At 67.9% G+C, this 17,643-nt stretch carries 14 protein-coding genes and 1 riboswitch; of the genes, 7 read left to right on the plus strand and 7 right to left on the minus strand.

Annotated elements, in window-relative coordinates; translation table 11 throughout:
- Nucleotides 1–23: 23 nt before the first annotated feature.
- Nucleotides 24–581 carry a 16S rRNA (guanine(966)-N(2))-methyltransferase RsmD gene (gene rsmD / locus IBX22_RS08105; RefSeq protein ID WP_194814691.1) on the minus strand — a complete coding sequence of 186 codons (558 nt, stop codon included), beginning with the start codon at nucleotides 579–581 and terminating at the stop codon, nucleotides 24–26.
- Nucleotides 578–3,982: a pyruvate carboxylase gene (locus tag IBX22_RS08110; RefSeq protein WP_194814692.1), complete on the minus strand. Its 3,405-nt coding sequence runs from the start codon at nucleotides 3,980–3,982 to the stop codon at nucleotides 578–580. Before IBX22_RS08110 ends, rsmD begins: the two co-directional genes overlap by 4 nt.
- Nucleotides 3,983–4,234: 252 nt before the next feature.
- Nucleotides 4,235–4,452: riboswitch (cobalamin riboswitch) on the plus strand.
- Between the two features lie 151 nt (nucleotides 4,453–4,603).
- Between IBX22_RS08110 and metE the strand changes: the two genes are divergently transcribed.
- The 4 genes from metE to IBX22_RS08130 all read left to right on the plus strand — a co-directional run bounded on the left by metE (nucleotide 4,604) and on the right by IBX22_RS08130 (nucleotide 9,248).
- Nucleotides 4,604–6,856 carry a 5-methyltetrahydropteroyltriglutamate--homocysteine S-methyltransferase gene (metE, locus tag IBX22_RS08115; RefSeq protein ID WP_309234483.1) on the plus strand — a complete coding sequence of 751 codons (2,253 nt, stop codon included), beginning with the start codon at nucleotides 4,604–4,606 and terminating at the stop codon, nucleotides 6,854–6,856.
- A gap of 90 nt (nucleotides 6,857–6,946) precedes the next feature.
- On the plus strand, nucleotides 6,947–7,516 hold the full coding sequence (locus tag IBX22_RS08120) for a TetR/AcrR family transcriptional regulator (protein WP_194814693.1): 570 nt from the start codon (nucleotides 6,947–6,949) through the stop codon (nucleotides 7,514–7,516).
- Entirely contained in the window at nucleotides 7,513–8,043 is a 531-nt protein-coding gene (locus IBX22_RS08125) for a hypothetical protein (protein ID WP_194814694.1), read from the plus strand. The genes IBX22_RS08120 and IBX22_RS08125 overlap by 4 nt, the downstream gene beginning before the upstream one ends.
- 305 nt (nucleotides 8,044–8,348) lie before the next feature.
- Entirely contained in the window at nucleotides 8,349–9,248 is a 900-nt protein-coding gene (locus IBX22_RS08130; RefSeq protein WP_194814695.1) for a hypothetical protein, read from the plus strand.
- Between the two features lie 26 nt (nucleotides 9,249–9,274).
- Here the strand turns inward: IBX22_RS08130 and IBX22_RS08135 are convergent, their stop codons facing one another.
- The 3 genes from IBX22_RS08135 to prpB all read right to left on the minus strand — a co-directional run bounded on the left by IBX22_RS08135 (nucleotide 9,275) and on the right by prpB (nucleotide 11,774).
- Nucleotides 9,275–9,649 (minus strand): nuclear transport factor 2 family protein, encoded by a 375-nt coding sequence (locus IBX22_RS08135; RefSeq protein WP_194814696.1) that lies wholly within the window; start codon nucleotides 9,647–9,649, stop codon nucleotides 9,275–9,277.
- Nucleotides 9,650–9,738: 89 nt separating this feature from the next.
- Nucleotides 9,739–10,863 carry a bifunctional 2-methylcitrate synthase/citrate synthase gene (locus tag IBX22_RS08140; RefSeq protein ID WP_194814697.1) on the minus strand — a complete coding sequence of 375 codons (1,125 nt, stop codon included), beginning with the start codon at nucleotides 10,861–10,863 and terminating at the stop codon, nucleotides 9,739–9,741.
- The gene (gene prpB, locus IBX22_RS08145; protein WP_194815674.1) at nucleotides 10,860–11,774 is read right to left on the minus strand and encodes a methylisocitrate lyase; all 915 of its coding nucleotides are present in this window, start codon (nucleotides 11,772–11,774) and stop codon (nucleotides 10,860–10,862) included. Before prpB ends, IBX22_RS08140 begins: the two co-directional genes overlap by 4 nt.
- A gap of 26 nt (nucleotides 11,775–11,800) precedes the next feature.
- Here prpB and IBX22_RS08150 point away from each other — a divergent pair, with 26 nt between their 5' ends.
- Nucleotides 11,801–11,980, plus strand: a complete 180-nt coding sequence (locus tag IBX22_RS08150; RefSeq protein ID WP_194814698.1) for a DUF1737 domain-containing protein — start codon at nucleotides 11,801–11,803, stop codon at nucleotides 11,978–11,980.
- Nucleotides 11,981–11,988: 8 nt separating this feature from the next.
- Here the strand turns inward: IBX22_RS08150 and prpD are convergent, their stop codons facing one another.
- Entirely contained in the window at nucleotides 11,989–13,506 is a 1,518-nt protein-coding gene (gene prpD, locus IBX22_RS08155) for a 2-methylcitrate dehydratase PrpD (RefSeq protein WP_194814699.1), read from the minus strand.
- Between the two features lie 153 nt (nucleotides 13,507–13,659).
- On the opposite strand from prpD, the gene IBX22_RS08160 reads away from it, so the two are divergent.
- A complete protein-coding gene (locus tag IBX22_RS08160) occupies nucleotides 13,660–15,081 on the plus strand; it encodes a short-chain fatty acyl-CoA regulator family protein (RefSeq protein WP_194814700.1) in 1,422 nt (473 codons plus the stop codon).
- A gap of 1 nt (nucleotide 15,082) precedes the next feature.
- Here the strand turns inward: IBX22_RS08160 and sigJ are convergent, their stop codons facing one another.
- Nucleotides 15,083–15,997: an RNA polymerase sigma factor SigJ gene (sigJ, locus tag IBX22_RS08165; RefSeq protein WP_194814701.1), complete on the minus strand. Its 915-nt coding sequence runs from the start codon at nucleotides 15,995–15,997 to the stop codon at nucleotides 15,083–15,085.
- Between the two features lie 170 nt (nucleotides 15,998–16,167).
- Between sigJ and IBX22_RS08170 the strand changes: the two genes are divergently transcribed.
- On the plus strand, nucleotides 16,168–17,634 hold the full coding sequence (locus tag IBX22_RS08170) for an MFS transporter (RefSeq protein WP_194814702.1): 1,467 nt from the start codon (nucleotides 16,168–16,170) through the stop codon (nucleotides 17,632–17,634).
- Nucleotides 17,635–17,643: the final 9 nt, after the last annotated feature.

Consider the following 17,643-nt stretch of genomic DNA (forward strand, 5'->3'; position numbering starts at 1 on the left):
GAAGCGAACGCCGGGACCCGGCCTCACGCCGTGAATTCGGCCAGTTCGATTCGGGTCTCGCCGTACTTGCGCGGCTTGGCGGCGGTATAGCCGGTCGGCCAGACGATTTCGGGTGAGCGGATGGAACGCTCGACGATGATGAGGGCGTCGGCGGCCAGCCATTTGTGCTCGGCGAGCAGTAGCAGGTCGCCGATGACGGTTTCGGTGTCTACGTCGTAGGGCGGGTCGGAGAAGACGAGGTCGTATTCGCCTGCGCCGCCGCGTTGGAGGACCGAGGCGACGGTGCCCTGGCGGAGTTCCGCGCCGGGGAGGGCGAGGTCGGTGATGTTGCCCTGCACGATCGCGGCGGCCTTGCGGTCGGATTCGACGAGCAGGGCGTGGGTGGCGCCGCGGGAGAGGGCTTCCAGGCCGAGGGCGCCGGAGCCCGCGTACAGGTCGAGCACGCGGACGCCGTCGAGGTCCAGGCGGGCGTCGATGGCGCTGAAGAGGGCTTCGCGTACCCGGTCCGAGGTGGGCCGGGTACCGGCGGGCGGTACCCGGAGGCGCCGCCCGCCCGCTTGTCCCGCGACGATGCGCGTCATTCGGCGGCGGCCCCCGTGACGGCCAGCTCGACCAGCAGGTCTCCGCCTTCGACCTGCTGCACCTTCGCGATGGCGACGCGGGCGACGGTGCCGGCCCGGGGCGCGGTGATCGCGGCTTCCATCTTCATCGCCTCGATGGTGCCGATGGTGTCGCCCGCCGCGACCGAATCGCCTTCGGACACAGCGAGAGTGACTACACCGGCGAATGGGGCGGCGAGGTGGCCGGAGTTGGTCTTGTCGGCCTTCTCCGCCACCGGGACGTCGCTGGCGATGGACCGGTCGCGCACCGCGACGGGACGGAGCTGGCCGTTGAGGATGCACATCACGGTGCGCATGCCGCGGTCGTCGGGCTCGGAGATGGCTTCCAGGCCGATGAGCAGCGTGACGCCCTTCTCCAGCTGGACGCGATGCTCCTCGCCGTGGCGCAGGCCGTAGAAGAACTGGTTGGCCGAGAGCCCGGAGGTGTCGCCGTACTTCTCGCGATGCGCCTCGAATTCGGCGGCGGGGCCGGGGAACAGCAGCCGGTTCAGCGTGGTGCGGCGCTCCAGCGAGGTGCCCGTCAGACCGGCTTCATCCGCCGCGGAGAGTTCGGTTTCCGGCTTCGCGGGACCGCGGCCGGAAAGGGCCTTGGTACGGAACGGTTCCGGCCAGCCACCCGCCGGGGTGCCGAGTTCCCCACGGAGGAAACCGATTACCGAATCGGGGATGTCGTAGCGGGCCGGGTCGGCGGCGAACTCGTCGACGCTGACACCGGTACCGACCAGCGCCAAGGCGAGGTCACCGACCACCTTGGAGGACGGGGTCACCTTGACCAGGCGGCCCAGGAGCCGGTCCGCCGCAGCGTATTTCGCTTCGACCTCTTCGAACTGGTCACCGAGGCCCAGCGCGATGGCCTGCTGACGCAGGTTCGACAGCTGCCCGCCCGGAATCTCGTGGGTGTAGACGCGGCCGGTGGGAGCCGGAAGCCCGGATTCGAAGGGCGCGTAGACCTTTCGCAGCGCCTCCCAGTACGGCTCCAGATCGCAGACGTTCTGCAGGTCCAGGCCGGTGTCGAATTCACTGTGCGCGGCCGCGGCCACGATCGCGGAAAGGGCCGGCTGGCTGGTGGTTCCGGCCATCGCGGCGCTGGCGCCGTCGACCGCGTCCGCGCCGGCCTGCCAGGCGGCGAGGTAGGTGGCCAGCTGGCCGCCGGGGGTGTCGTGGGTGTGCACGTGCACCGGCAGATCGAAGTTACTGCGCAGGGCGGTAACGAGTTTCGCGGCAGCCGGTGCGCGCAGCAGGCCGGCCATGTCCTTGATGGCCAGGACGTGCGCGCCCGCGTCGACGATCTGCTCGGCCAGCTTGAGGTAGTAGTCGAGGGTGTAGAGGGTTTCGTTCGGATTCGACAGGTCGCCGGTGTAGCTCATCGCGACTTCGGCCAGGGTGGTGCCGGTTTCCCGGACCGCGTCGATGGCCGGGCGCATCTGGTCGACGTTGTTGAGCGCGTCGAAGATGCGGAAGATGTCGACACCGGTCGCGGCGGCCTCGGAAACGAAAGCGCGCGTAACCTTTTCGGGGTACGGGGTGTAGCCGACGGTGTTGCGGCCGCGCAGCAGCATCTGCAAATTGATGTTCGGCACGGCCTCGCGCAGGGCGGCCAGGCGCTCCCACGGGTCCTCGTAGAGGAAGCGCAGCGCCACGTCATAGGTTGCGCCGCCCCAGCATTCGATGGACAGCAGTTCCGGAGTCATCCGGGCGACGTGTCCGGCGACGGCCATGAGCCCGCTGGTGCGCACCCGGGTGGCCAGCAGCGACTGGTGCGCGTCACGGAAGGTGGTGTCGGTGACGCCGACCGCCTTCTGCTCGCGCAGCGCCTGCGCGAAACCTTCCGGGCCCAGGCGCAGCAGCTTCTGCCGGGAGCCGTCCGGCGGCGGCACGCTCAGGTCGATGGCGGGCAGCTTGTCGTGCGGGTAGACCGTGCTGCGGCGCTCACCGTGCGGCTTGTTGACGGTGATGTCGGCCAAGTAGTTGAGGATCTTGGTGCCGCGGTCCGCGGAGCCGCGCGAGGTCAGCAGCTGCGGGCGTTCGTCGATGAATGAGGTGGTGACCCGGCCGTCCTTGAAATCGGGGTCGTCGAGCACGGCGAGCAGGAACGGGATGTTGGTCGTGACGCCACGGATCCGGAATTCGGCGAGCGCGCGCCGGGCTCGGGCGGCCGCCGCGGGCAGGTCGCGGCCGCGGCAGGTCAGCTTCACCAGCATCGAGTCGAAGTAGGCGCCGATCTCCGCGCCCAGGTTCGCGCCGCCGTCCAGGCGGATGCCCGCGCCGCCCGGGGTGCGATAGGCGGTGATGCGGCCGGTGTCGGGGCGGAAACCGTTGGCCGGGTCCTCGGTGGTGATCCGGCACTGCAGCGCCGCACCCCGGATGGACACCGAATCCTGGCTCAGGCCAAGGTCTTCCAGCGTCTGCCCGGCCGCGATCCGCAGCTGCGACTGCACCAGGTCGACATCGGTGATCTCCTCGGTCACCGTGTGCTCGACCTGGATGCGCGGGTTCATCTCGATGAAGACGTGGTTGCCGCGCTCGTCGAGCAGGAACTCCACTGTGCCCGCGTTGCTGTAACCGATCTGGCGGGCGAAAGCGACGGCGTCGTTGCAGATCCGCTCGCGCAGCGCCGGGTCCAGATTCGGGGCCGGGGCGAGTTCGATCACCTTCTGGTGGCGGCGCTGCACCGAACAGTCGCGCTCGAACAGGTGCATGACGTTGCCGTGCTGGTCGGCCAGGATCTGCACCTCGATGTGGCGCGGGTTCACCACGGCCTGCTCGAGGAACACGGTCGGGTCGCCGAACGCGGACTCGGCCTCGCGGGAGGCGGCCTCGATCGACTCGCGCAGCTGTTCGGGGGCGGCGACGCGGCGCATACCGCGGCCGCCACCGCCCGCGACGGCCTTCACGAAGATCGGGTACTCCAGCTGCTGCGCGGCGGCGAGCAACTCGTCGATATCGGCCGACGGCGCGCTGGACTTCAGCACCGGCAGCCCGGCGGCCCTGGCCGCTTCGATGGCCGTGGCCTTGTTCCCCGCCATCTCGAGCACCTCGGCCGACGGGCCGATGAAGGTGATGCCCTCGCGGGCGCAGGCGGCGGCCAGGTCGGGGTTCTCGGAAAGGAAGCCGTAGCCGGGGTAGATCGCGTCGGCGCCGGCGGACTTGGCCGCGTCGATGATCGCGTCGATGGACAGGTACGCCCGGACCGGGTGCCCCTCCTCACCGATCTGGTAGGACTCGGCAGCCTTCATACGGTGGACCGAATTGCGGTCCTCGTGCGGAAAGACGGCGACCGTCCCGATGCCCAGTTCGTAGGCCGCGCGGAAGGCGCGGATGGCGATCTCGCCGCGATTGGCAACCAAGACTTTCGAGAACATTGACCCAAGGTACCTGGCGCAGAGCACGGCTCCGACACGGATACGGGCTTCGCAGCCATCTTCACAAGCGGGCCTAGCACGGTTGCGAAGTTGCGGAAATCGTGGCGTCACATCTCACCGCGCGGCGACGGCCGTGGTGCGCAGCGCCGATGGCCATGCGGCACGGCGAAATCGGCAGGGTTGCACGGAATATTCGCGGCTCGGCTTATGCTGGACAACGCAGCTGGTTTCTCCGGTGCGCGACGAGTTGGAGCCCCGACGTCACGCGCAGGAGTCGAGATCCGTCCGGATCGAGAGGGAACCCGGTGAGAATCCGGGACTGTCCCGCAGCGGTATGCAGGAACGACCGCCGTCAACAAAGCACTGGAGTGATCCGGGAAGCGACGGCCAGTAGGTGAGCCCCTAACTGGGGTCGGCCAGAAGGCCCGTGCCCGCAAGTCCGAAGACCTGCCAGTTGTGCCGGATACGCCGTATCCGGCGGCCACCGCCTCGTGGAATGGGCGCGCGGACCACCAGTGCTGACATTTCGGGCTCCGTTCTTCGCGGTTGCCGAGATGTCTGCTCGGTGCTGCCCGCCCCAACGGCGATGGTTCACGACCAAACACAGCACTGGAGAACATCGTGACTGTTACTTCTGCTCCGTTCACCGCAACGGTTCTCGGGCTCCCGCGAGTTGGACCTCGACGGGAACTCAAGCGCGCCACCGAGTCCTACTGGGCCGGACGCCTGGACAGCGCCGGCCTGCACAGCGTCGCCGCGGACCTGCGCCGTCAGCAGTACGCCGAATTGGCCGCCGCCGGAATCGATTCGGTGCCGGTGGGCACCTTCTCCTATTACGACCAGATGCTCGACACGGCTGTACTGCTCGGCGCGCTGCCGCCGCGGGTCGCCGGGGTCGAAGATCCGCTGGACCGCTATTTCGCCGCGGCGCGCGGAACCGACACCATCGAACCGCTGGAGATGACCAAGTGGTTCGACACCAACTACCACTATCTGGTGCCCGAAATCGGCTCGGAGACAGTCTTCTCGCTGCATACCGAGAAGCTGCTGGACGAGCTGGCCGAGGCGATCGCGCTGGGCGTCCCGGCCCGTCCGGTGGTGATCGGACCGCTCACCTTCCTGAAGCTGGCGAAGGCGACCGGTGGTGCGGCGCTGGATCGGCTCGATGAACTGGTGCCGCTGTACCGGGAGTTGTTGCGGCAGTTGGCTGCCGCGGGCGCGCAGTGGGTCCAGATCGATGAGCCGGTGCTGGTCACCGATCTCAGCGACGCCGAAATCGAGCTGGTGCGAAGCACTTACAGCGCACTGTCGGCCGGGGACGATCGCCCGGCGATCCTGGTGGCCACCTACTTCGGTCAGCCGCGGGCGGCGCTGGATGCGCTGGTGGAAACCGACATCGAAGGCGTCGCACTCGATTTCACCGCCGTCGAGGTGGCGGCTGTGCCCCCGCTGACGAACAAGCTGCTGGTCGCCGGTGTGGTCGACGGGCGCAATGTCTGGCGTACCGACCTCGATCGGGCGCAGACAACCTTGGGCACCGTGCTCGGTTCCGCGGCGTCGGTGGCGGTTTCGACCTCCTGCTCGCTGCTGCACGTGCCCTACACCCTCGCCGTCGAAACCGGCCTGGACGACCAGCTGCGGTCCTGGCTGGCTTTCGGTGCGGAGAAGGTCGCCGAAGTGCGACTGCTCGCCACTGCGCTGCGATCCGGCACGGAAGCGGTCGCCGCCGAATTGGCCACGGTCCGTGCGGCTCTGGAGTCCCGGCGCAACGATCCACGGCTGGCAGACCCGCAGGTGCGGGCCCGGCTCGGCGCGCTCGGGACGGACGCCGACCGGCGCACCCCCGCCGACGAGCGCCGTGCACTCCAGGCCGAACAGCTGCACCTGCCCAGCCTGCCGACGACCACGATCGGGTCCTACCCGCAGACCTCCGCGATCCGGCTGGCCCGCGCGGCACTGCGCAAGGGCGAGATCGACCAGGCCGAGTACGTCCGCCGGATGCGTGCCGAGATCGCGGATGTGATTGCGCTGCAGGAGAAGCTGGGCTTGGACGTGCTGGTGCACGGCGAGCCGGAACGCAACGACATGGTGCAGTACTTCGCCGAGCAGCTCGACGGTTTCGCCGCCACCGAGCTGGGCTGGGTGCAGTCCTATGGCACCCGCTGCGTGCGCCCGCCGATCCTGTACGGCGATGTGTCCCGGCGCGAGCCGATGACCGTCGACTGGATCAGCTACGCGCAATCGCGCACCGACAAGCCGGTCAAGGGCATGCTCACCGGCCCGGTGACCATCCTGGCCTGGTCGTTCGTGCGGGATGACCAGCCGCTCGCCGATTCGGCCGCGCAGGTGGCGCTGGCGATCCGTGACGAAACCGTGGACCTGGAGGCGGCGGGCATCCGCATCGTTCAGGTCGACGAACCCGCGCTGCGCGAACTGCTGCCGCTGCGGGCCGCCGATCAACCCGGCTACCTGGACTGGTCGGTGCGGGCGTTCCGCCTCGCCACCTCCGGCGTCGCGGACACCACGCAGATCCACACCCATCTCTGCTATTCGGAGTTCGGTGAGGTGATCGACGCGATCGCCGGGCTGGATGCCGACGTGACCTCGATCGAGGCGGCACGCTCGCATATGGAGGTGCTCGACGATCTCAACGCGGCAGGGTTCGATCTGGGTGTCGGGCCGGGCGTGTACGACATCCACTCACCGCGGGTGCCGAGCGTCGAGGAGATCACTGCCTCCTTGCGCGCGGCCCTGAAAGCCGTTCCCGCCGAGCGACTCTGGGTGAATCCGGATTGCGGGTTGAAGACCCGCGGGCCGGTTGAGGTGGAGGCGTCGCTGCGCAACATGGTGGCGGCCGCGCACGCGGTGCGTTGATTCGATCGGCCGGCCGCAGCGCGTCTGCGGCCGGTCGGCTCGCCCCGGCGGGGGCTTGTTTATGACTGACCAGTCATTCATAATTAGACCATGCCGAAGATTGTCGACAGAGCCGCACGACAGGAGGAGATCCTGGACGCCGCGGCGAAAGTGTTCGCGCGCAAGGGGTTTGCCGCCTCGCGCATCGAGGACGTGGCCGCCGAGGCCGGGATCGCCAAGGGCAGCGTCTACCTGTACTTCGAGAGCCGCAATGCGTTGCTCGCCGGGGTCTTCGACAGCTACGCCGTGAAGTCGGCACAGGTGCTGGCGGAGCTGGGTACCGGCTCGGCGCTGGACCGATTGAGCCGTTTGATCCGTGCGACCATCCACATGCTGGCCGCGCACCCGGACCACGCGCGGGTACTCCTGGACGTGTGGGCGTCGAATCCGCCCATCGATATGGCCACCACGTACCGCGAATACCGCAGCGCCATAGCGGATCTCCTGTTCGAGGCCGCCGCCGAAGGGGAGTTGCGCGCGGGCATCGGCGCGAACCACGCGGTGGTGATCGTGGGGGCGATCGAGGGCTGTCTGGTGCAGGCCCTGGTCGACCCCGAACTATCCCTGCGGGATCTAGCCGACCCGGTCATCCAAATCTGCGTCGAAGGGATTCGCCGATGACACTCACCGAACGCCTGATCGCACCGAACGCGTCCCGAGGCGAGGTGGTCTGCGGCTTCGGCGCCGCCATCCTCGGCGCCGCGACCATCTTCGTGCTGAGCTTGCTCGCCGACCTGGCCATCTGGCGCGTCGCGGTACTCACCGTGGTCGCCTTCGACCTGTTCGGCGGCGCCGTGGTCAACTCCACCTGCGCCGCGAAACTCTGGTACTACCGCCCGGGCCGAACCGCGCTCCATCACCTCGGCTTCGTCGCCATCCACATTCAACCGTTCATCCTGGCCTGGGCGCTGCCCGGCTTCACCTGGTCCACCGCGGCTGCCATCTACGCCATAGCCCTGCTCGGGGCCCTCGCCGTCACCGCCGCCCCGCAACCCCTGCGCCGCCCAACCGCCTTCGCCGCCACCGTCTTCGGCATAGCGATCGCCACCACCATCCTCACCGTGCCCCATATCGCCGCCTGGTTCGCCCCGATCCTCCTGGTCAAACTCCTTCTCGCCCACCTACTCCCGGAAGAAGCCACCCGTTGATCACCCCGCCGCACCGGCATCGGATTCCGGCTTCGGCCGCGGCTGCCGCATCCGCCGAGACGTATAACTCTCACAAGCCTCCCCCGACCGAACCACCGGCCGCATCCGCCCTTTCCCACTGAGCCCCTGCCGCCACGACTTCGGATCCCTCGGACAACAAACCATGCGCCACGCTCCTCAGCCACCGGAGACCGGTTGTCCCCTGTTGTAATCCTTCGACGCACCCGCGATTGATTCGGTTCCGCTATTTCCGCAGAAAGTTGGGCTCGCGGGAATGTCGGTGCCCCGGAGTAGCTTCCGTGGCCATGCCGACGCAACTGCACGAGGTGATCGTGGAGATGTTCCGAAACCCGAGCCTGGCCGCGGGATTACTCGACGATGCCTTCGGCATTCCCGTCCCGGAATACCAACAGGCACGGGCCGGCTCTTGCGACTTCACCGATGTCAAACCCAACGAGTACCGCGGCGACGCCACCCTCGTGTTCGCCGACAGCTCCGGGACGCCGGTGCTCGGGATCATCGTCGAGGTCCAGCTGAGTCACGACGACGACAAGACGTGGGCCTGGCCCGTCTACCTCAGCACGTTCAGATCCCGATTGAGATGCCCGGTCTTCCTGCTCGTTATCTGCACGACCAACCAGATTGCCGCCAAGTGCCGCACCCCGATCCGATTCGGCCATCCCGGACTCGTGCTCTGCCCCTTGGTGCTCGGGCCGGACAGCATGCCTGTCGTCACCGATCCCGAGGAGGGCAGGGAACTGCCCGAACGGGCGGTGCTGTCCGCGCTCGCACACGGCGGCGGTCCGCATGCCGAGGACGTGCTGACCGCCTTCACCGCGAGCCTCGGCAGCATCGATGAGGAACACGCGAAAATGTATTATGACCTCGTGGAGAACTCGATCCCCGAGGCACTCCAACCTCTCCTCAGGGAGCTCATGATGAAAGCCGGCTTCAAGTACGAGTACCAAAGCGACTTCGCCCGCAAGTACATGGCCGAGGGCCGAGCCGAAGGTCTGAACACAGGTCGAGCCGAAGGCCGTGCCGAGAGCGCCGCACAGGCCGTCCTGGCTGTCCTCGACACGCGAGGGTTCGAGATCCCTGATGCACTCCGCGCGCGCATTACCGAGTGCCGCGATGTCGATCAGCTCAAGGCATGGCTGCGCCGCGCGATCACTATCACGGATCCCTCAGAGCTGTTCAGCTAGCCAGGAGCCGACTGCGGGCAGGCCGCTCAGCCGCCGAAGGCGCGGGTGATGGCGGCCATGTCGAAGTAGTCGCGCCAGGCGGTGATGAGGCCGTCGTGGACTTCGAAGACGCCGACTACGGGGAGTGGGGTGTCGCGGCCGTCTTTGCCGCGGAGGGTGTCGGTGCGTTCGTTCATGACGGTGGCGCCGTTGGAGACCTGGAGGTGGATGTCGAAATCGATGGCGGTGAAGGGGCCGAGGAGGCCGGTGACGAAGTCGGCGATCGCGGCGCGGCCGACTACCGGTTCCATCGGAATGTTGTGGTAGACCGCGTCTTCGGCGAAGAACTTCGCGATTTCGGCGGGATCCGGGTTGGCCCAGGCCTGGCACATGGCGCGGACGAGTTCGTCAGGGCTGGTCATCGGAGGCTCACTTTCGTCGGGCTGAGACTCGATTCAACCAAACAATTGCTTGGTTGAATACCGGATCGTCGAGATCACCCGCCGGGCAGTCAGTCGCGGGCTCCTGCCGTGAGCAGCGCCCGTTGGGGCACGCCGGTGTATTCCGAGAGAGGGCGGATCAGGGCGTTGGAGGCGGTTTGCTCGGAGATGTGGGCAGTCCAGCCGACAATGCGGCTCATCACGAAGATCGGGGTGAACATGTCGATGTCGAAGCCCATCAGGTAGTAGGCGGGGCCGGCCGGGAAGTCGAGGTTCGGTTTGATGCCGGTGGCCTCGGCCATGGCCTGTTCGAGTTCGGTATACATGCGTAGCCAGCGTTGGCCGCCGGTCACCTCGGCGACGTCCGCGAGGGCGGCGCGCATGGTGGGGACGCGGGAGTCGCCGTTCTTGTAGACGCGGTGACCGAACCCCATCACCTTCTGTTTGGCGGAAAGCTTGCCCTGCAACCAGTCTCGCGCCTTCGCGGGATCGCCGATCTCCAGCATGGCGTGCATGACGGCCTCGTTGGCGCCGCCGTGCAGCGGGCCCTTGAGGGCACCGATGGCGGCGGTGACCGCGCTGTAGAGATCCGAGCAGGTGGAGGTGACCACGCGGGCGGCGAAGGTGGAGGCGTTGAAACTGTGCTCCGCGTAGAGGACCAGCGAGATCTCGAAGGCGCGGACCAGACGCGGGTCCGGGAACTCGCCGAAGCACATGTAGAGGAAGTTCTCGGCGAAACCCAGATGTGAGTGTGGCGCAACGGGATCCAGGCCGCGGCGGCGGCGCATGTCGGCCGCGATCACGGTTGGCAGCACCGCAGTGAGCCGTAAAGCCTTGGCCGACAATGATCGCGGCTCGTCGGACTCGGCCTCGGGATCCTCGGTGCCGAGGTAACTGACCACCGTGCGGACGACGTCCATCGGATGGCAGGAATCCGGCATCTTCTCGATCAGCGACAGGATGGAACGGTCGATCCGCCGCCACGCACGTTCCCGCTGGCACAGCAGTTCCAGCTGCGCGGCCCGCGGAAGTTCGCCGTACCACAGCAGATATGCGACCTCCTCGAAGGAGCAGTGCCCGGCCAGGTCCTGCACCGCGTAGCCGCGATAGGTCAGCGAATTGGTTTCGGGCACCACCTTGGAGATGGCGGTGGTATCGACCACCACCCCCGCGAGGCCCTTCTTGATCTCGGTCATGCTTCGCCCGTCAGCGTGAAATTGAAGATTCCGGAATCGAATTCGTTGTAGCGCTCGTAGTCGAGCAGTTCGTAGAGCCGGGAACGCTGCTGCATCCGATCCAGCAGACCCGATTGCGTTCCAGTAGCGGCGATTTCGCGTAACCCGTGCTCCACCGCGTACATCGCCAGCCGCAGCGTCGTGACCGGGTAGATGACCGCGTTGTACCCGAGGTTCTCCAGTTCGCCCGCCGAGAGCAAAGCGGATTTGCCGAACTCGGTCATATTCGCCAGCAGCGGAATATCGACCGCAGCACGGAATTTCGCGAACTCACCGGCATCGGCCAGTGCCTCGGTGAAGATCAGGTCCGCCCCCGCGTCGGCATAGGCCTTGGCCCGGTCGATGGCGGCATCCAGCCCCTCGGTGCCGCGCGCGTCGGTGCGCGCGCAGACGACGAAGTTCGGGTCCCGCCGCGCCGACACCGCGGCCCGCAGCCGCCGCACCATCTCCGGGACCGGCACCACGGACTTCCCGTCGAGATGCCCGCACCGTTTCGGATTCACCTGATCCTCGAGATGACATCCGGCCAGTCCGGCATCCTCGAGCAGGCTCACCGTGCGCGCGGCGTTCATCGGCTCTCCGAAGCCGGTGTCGGCGTCGATCAGCACCGGCAGGTCGGTGACCCGCGCGATCTGCCGCCCCCGCTCGGTCACCTCGGTCAGCGTGGTCAGTCCGATATCGGGCAGCGCGAGCTCGGCGGAGACCACCGCACCCGAGACATACGCCCCTTCGAATCCGAGTTCCTGGATCAGTTTGGCCACCAGCGGGTTGAACGCACCCGGCAACCGCTGGATCCGCCCGGAGGTCAACCCGGCCCGGAACGCCACCCGCTTCTCCGCCGCGCCGATCGCGGCCGTCGAGAGCGCGTTCACCGCCCCCACCGCCCTAGGCTGATCCCATGCCCGACCAACCGCTGCGCTACCGGCTGATCACCGGCGTGGATGACGCCGCGTTCTGCAAACGGATCAGCGATCTGCTCGACGAGGGCTACCGCCTGCACGGCCCGCCCGCGGTGACCTTCAACGGCACCGATGTCATTGCCGCCCAAGCGCTGGTCTTGGGCGGATTCATGGAGTAGTCCGGGCATCAGAAGATCCCCTCCCGCACCACGGCCGCCCGGCCGAGTACCTCGGGCGAGACAGCGCAGGTCAGCTGATCGAGCTCGCCCGCCCCCAGGTCCAGGGTGCGCCCCGCCACGTCGAGGAACCGGTCCTGCTCCGCGGGATCGACCACACCTTCCGCGAGAGTCCGGAACTTCTCGATGTACTGCGCCCGGCCGAACGGGCGCGCACCGAGCGGATGCGCGTCGGCGACGGCGAGTTCATCGACAATGGTCTCGCCGCTCCGCAAGGTGACCACGGCGCGAGCGCCGAAGGCCTGCTCCGCCGGATCATTCGAGTGGTAGCGCCGCGTCCACTCCAGATCCTCGACGGTGGACACCTTGCGCCACAGCTCGATCGTGTCGGGCCGCCGCGCGCGTTCGGGCGCGTAGGAGCGTTCGTGATGCCAGGCACCGTCCTGCAACGCGACCGCGAAGATGTACATCACCGAGTGGTCCAGGGTCTCGCGACTGGCGTGCGGATCGAACTTCTGCGGGTCACCGGATCCGGTGCCGATCACGAAGTGCGTGTGATGGCTGGTGTGCAACACGATCGAGGCGATCTGGCCGAGATCACCGATGGCCGGACCCATCCGGCGAGCCAGGTCGATCAGCGCCTGGCTCTGGTATTCCGCGGAATGCTCCTTGGTGTAGCTGTCCAGGATGGCGCGCTTGGCCTCCCCCGGACCGGGCAGCGGCACACGGTATTCCGCCTCCGGACCCCCGAGCAACCACGCGATGACTCCGTCGGCACCCTCCCAGATGGGTGCGGGCGCGCCCTCTCCGCGCATCGCCCGGTCCACCGCTTCGACCGCCATCTTCCCGGCGAACGCGGGCGCATAAGCCTTCCAGCTGGATATCTCGCCCTTGCGGGACTGCCGCGTCGCCGTGGTGGTGTGCAGCGCCTGCCCGACCGCCTGATAGATCGTCTCCGTCCCGAGCCCGAGCAGCGTCCCGATGCCCGCCGCGGCGGACGGCCCGAGATGGGCGACATGGTCGATCTTGTGCTGGTGCAGGCAGATTCCGCGCACCAGGTCGATCTGGATTTCGTAACCGGTGGCCACACCACGGATCAGGTCCGCGCCGCTACGCCCGGTGTGCTGGGCGACCGCGAGAATCGGCGGGATGTTGTCGCCGGGATGGGAATACTCGGCGGCCAGGAAGGTGTCATGAAAGTCGAGCTCGCGCACCGCGACACCGTTCGCCCAGGCCGCCCACTCCGGCGACACCCGCTCGGGCCGGCCGAAAATCGTTGCCCCGGACCGGCCTTCCCGCGCCTGATACGGCTGTGCCAACGCTTGGGCGCGGGCGCTTGTCACCGGACGGCGCAGCACCGAGGCCGCCGCCACCGCAGCGTTGTCGATGATGCGGTTCACGATCATCTCCGAGACCTCAGCGGGCACCTCGACCGGATCCACAGCAACCTCCGCGATCTTGGTTGCCAGATGTTCCGAACGCGGAAACTGTTCCGCCGCACGGCGTGCGCGTACGATATGAGTCTTCATCAGTCCTCCGATGTCTCCGGTGGCGTCGTCCGCCGTACTTCGCACGCTACGCATGCCCCGGCATCGGCAAAACACCTTGCACAAGCAGATTTTTGCGGGCGAGAACGCCTCATTCTGCGATGTTTGCGAAGCTCGACGACTACCATCCACCTCGTGCGCAAGATGTACGCGGGAGCCCGGTTGCGGCGATTGCGCGAGGAACGGCGGATGACCCAGGCGGCGCTGGCCAAGTCGCTGGATCTCTCGCCCAGCTATCTCAATCAGCTCGAACGCGATCAGCGTCCGCTCACCATTCCGGTGCTGCTGAAACTGAATTCGACGTTCGATCTCGATGTGCAGTTCTTCGCCGCCGACTCCGACGCGCGCCTGGTCTCGGACCTGCACGAGGTGCTCGTGGACGCCGCCGGCGGCGACAGCGCGCCGCTGACCGAGGTGGAGGAACTGGCCACCCGGCAGCCGGAAGTCGCACGCATCCTGGTCGCCATGCACCGGCGATTACGCGCCGCCACCGACCAACTCGACCTGCTGTCCTCCCGGGTGTCCGCGCCCACGGGTGCACCCGGCGTGCCGATGCCCTACGAGGATGTCCGGGACTTCTTCTACGACCACCACAATCACATCCCGCACCTCGACCTGGCCGCCGAACACCTCTTCGAGGAATCCGGGCTGACCATCGGCTCACTGGACCGGCAGCTGGCCCGCATCGCGGACGAACGCGCGGGCGTCACCGTGCTGGTGCGCGGCGACGGCGCGGACCCGTCCATCCCGAAACGGCACTACGACCCCGACAGCCGCACCCTCACCCTGGCGCGGCGGCTGCGGCCCGGGCAGCGGGCCTTCCAGATCGCCACCACCCTCGGATTCCTGCTCTACGGCAAGGATCTGGACGCGGTGCTCAACGAAACCCCCTCACTCTCGGGCGAATCCCGCACACTCGCCCGGATTGGCCTGGCCAACTATTTCGCGGGAGCGCTGGTGCTGCCCTACGGCCGTTTCCTGCGGTCGGCCGAGGAACTGCGCTACGACATCGACCTGCTGAGCCTGCGTTTCGAGGTCGGCTTCGAAACCATCTGCCACCGGCTGAGCACGCTGCAGCGGCAGGGGCAGCGCGGGGTGCCGTTCTTCCTGGTCCGCACCGACCGGGCGGGCAATATCTCGAAACGGCAGTCCGCCACCGCTTTTCACTTCTCCCGGGTCGGCGGCAGCTGCCCGCTGTGGGTGGTGCACGAGGCGTTCGCGCATCCGGACCGCGTCCTGACCCAGGTCGCGGCCATGCCCGACGGCCGCCGCTACCTGTGGATCGCCCGCACGACCGCCACCAGTCCGCATGGATATGGCACGGCGACAAAGAATTTCGCGATCGGACTGGGCTGCGATATCGAATACGCCGACCGGCTGGTGTATGCCACCGGCCTGCAACTCGACGAGCCGGCCGCGGCGGTGCCGATCGGGGCGGGCTGCAAAGTGTGCGAGCGGCCCGCCTGCCCGCAGCGCGCCTTTCCGCAGATCGGGGCACCGATGTCGGTCGCCGAGCACACCAGCACCGATTTGCCTTATCCCGGAGCGAACCGGTGAGTCACGCGCCGACGTGGGTCAACTTGTCGGGATTGCGGACCGCGTAGATCCCGCGAATCTTGGCCGTGACCGGCTCGATATCGAGCACCACGACCGCGAAAAGCGAACCGCCGGACAGGATCATCGCGGACGGATCGCCACCGACCCATCGGTATTCGATCCCGAGATCGGGCACGCCGACGATCATCGGGCTGGTGATCAGGCGAACGATCTTGTCCGCGCCCTGGATCGGGCGCAGCGCGGCCCGCGACTTGCCGCCGCCGTCGGACCAGAAGGTCACATCCGGCGCCAGCAGCTCCAGCAGCGCGTTCACATCGCCGCCCACCTGTGCGGCCAGGAACTGTTCGGTCACCGCGCGCTGCATCTGCGGGTCGGCGCGATACCGCGGCCGCCGGGCTTGGACATGTGCGCGGGCCCGGTGCGCGAGCTGGCGGACCGCGGTGGTCTCCCGCCCGAGAATCTCACCGACCTCAGCGTGCGCATAGCCGAACACATCGTGCAGCACGAACGTCGCGCGCTCCAGCGGCGACAGCGTCTCCAGTACCACCAGCATCGCCATGGACACCGATTCCGCCCGCAGCGCGGGATCGGCGGCGTCGGCGCTGTCCCGGACCTCCGGGGTATCGGTCACCAGCGGCTCGGGCAGCCAAGGGCCGACATAGGTTTCGCGACGCCGCGCCACCGCCGTACGCCGGGCCAGCGCGTTGTTGACCGCGATGCGCACCAGGTAGGCGCGTGGGCTGGTGATCTCCTCGGTACCGCCGCGGCGGGCGCGCGGCACCCAGGCCAGCCAGGTGTCCTGCAGCACGTCCTCGGTGTCGGCGACGGTGCCCAGGATGTTGTAGACGATGGAGAACAGCAGTTCCCGATGGTCGGCGAACACTCGGGTCGCCTCGTCGTCGGCGCTGTCGAACATCTGGCCTCCTTGTTCCGCTGTCACTTCCCTAGAGGGAACTCACCGCCCGGAACGTGACATCTGCGCGCCCCCTGTGATCCGACTCTCACGATGTCACGCCACCGTGGCCGGACTCGCTCTGGGTTCGTAGCGGACGAAATCGGCGTCCGGACCGTGAGAGGACCCTCGCAGTGCAGTCACCCACCGAAACACCGTCATATCTGGCGACCCGCCGCGGCAAGCTCACGCTGGCGTTGCTGTGCACCGTCGCCTTTCTCGATTTCGTCGACGGCTCCATCGTCAATGTCGCCCTGCCGACCATCCAGCGTGAACTCGGGCTGTCGGTGGCCACGCTGCAATGGATCACCAGCGGCTACCTGCTCACCTATGGCGGCCTGATGCTGCTGGGCGGCAGGCTGGCCGATCTGCTCGGACGGCGCCGCGTGCTCATCGCGGGCACGGTGCTCGTCGGGGTCGCCTCGGCCGTCGGCGGGCTCGCCGACAGCGCTGGACCGCTGATCGGCGCGCGGCTGGTGCAGGGCGTCGGTGCGGCACTGATGCTGCCCGCCGCGCTGTCGATTCTGACCACCAGCTTCCGCGAGGGTTCGGACCGGCACACCGCGCTCAGCGTGTGGGGCGGCGCCGCCGGATTGGCCTCGGCCGCAGGGGTTTTCCTCGGTGGACTGCTCAGTGCGGGGCCGGGGTGGCGCTGGGTGTTCTACGTCAACACACCGGTCTGCCTGCTGGTGCTGGCGGTCGTCCCGGCGCTGATTCCCGACGATCGGCGCAACGAAATCCGCGGCGGCTTCGACGCGTTCGGCACCGCACTGGGCACCGGTGGACTGATGCTGCTGGTGTACGGCCTGGTCGAGGCGCCCGAACACGGCTGGGGCGCGGCTCGCACGATCACCCTCCTCGGTGCGGCCGCGGCCCTGCTGATCGGCTTCGTGGCCCATGAGCGCCGCACCGCGAATCCGCTTGTCCCGCTGTCGGTCTTCCGCATCCGCGGTTTGGTCGCGGCGAACCTGACGCACCTGACCATCGCCGCTGGCATGCTGGCAATGTTCTTCTTCGTCACCCTGTACATGCAATCGGTGCTCGGCTACGGCGAGCTCCAGGCCGGCAACGCCTACCTGCCGATCAGCCTCACCATCGGCATCGCCGCCGGATTGGCCGCGAAGCTCTTCCCCCGCATCGGAACTCGGCCGGTGATCGTCGCGGGTGCCGCGATCTGCGGGCTGGGACTGATCCTGCTGTCCCGGATTCCGGCCGACGGTTCCTACCTGACCCATGTGCTGCCCGGCATGCTCGTCGTGGCCGTCGGAGCGGGCGCGGTCTTCGTCGCGAACACCACCGCCGCCAATGCCGGTGTGCCCGCCGAACAGGCGGGACTGGCCGCGGCGCTACTGAATACGGCCCAGCAGATCGGCGGCGCGATCGGTATCGCGGTACTCACCGCCGTGGCGACCTCCCGCACCGCCGCGCAGGTGGCCGCCGGGCAGGCGCCCCTCGACGCGATGACGTCCGGGTTCCAGCGTGCACTGCTGATCGGCGGCCTTATCGCGATAGCTGCCGCGATCATCGGGATGTGGACGGCGGATGCACGCGGTCAGCAAAAGGATGACGCCGCGGCACCCACGGAGGTCGTCGTTGGATAAGCGGTGACG

This window comes from Nocardia sp. XZ_19_385, assembly GCF_015355755.1.
Classification (GTDB): domain Bacteria; phylum Actinomycetota; class Actinomycetes; order Mycobacteriales; family Mycobacteriaceae; genus Nocardia.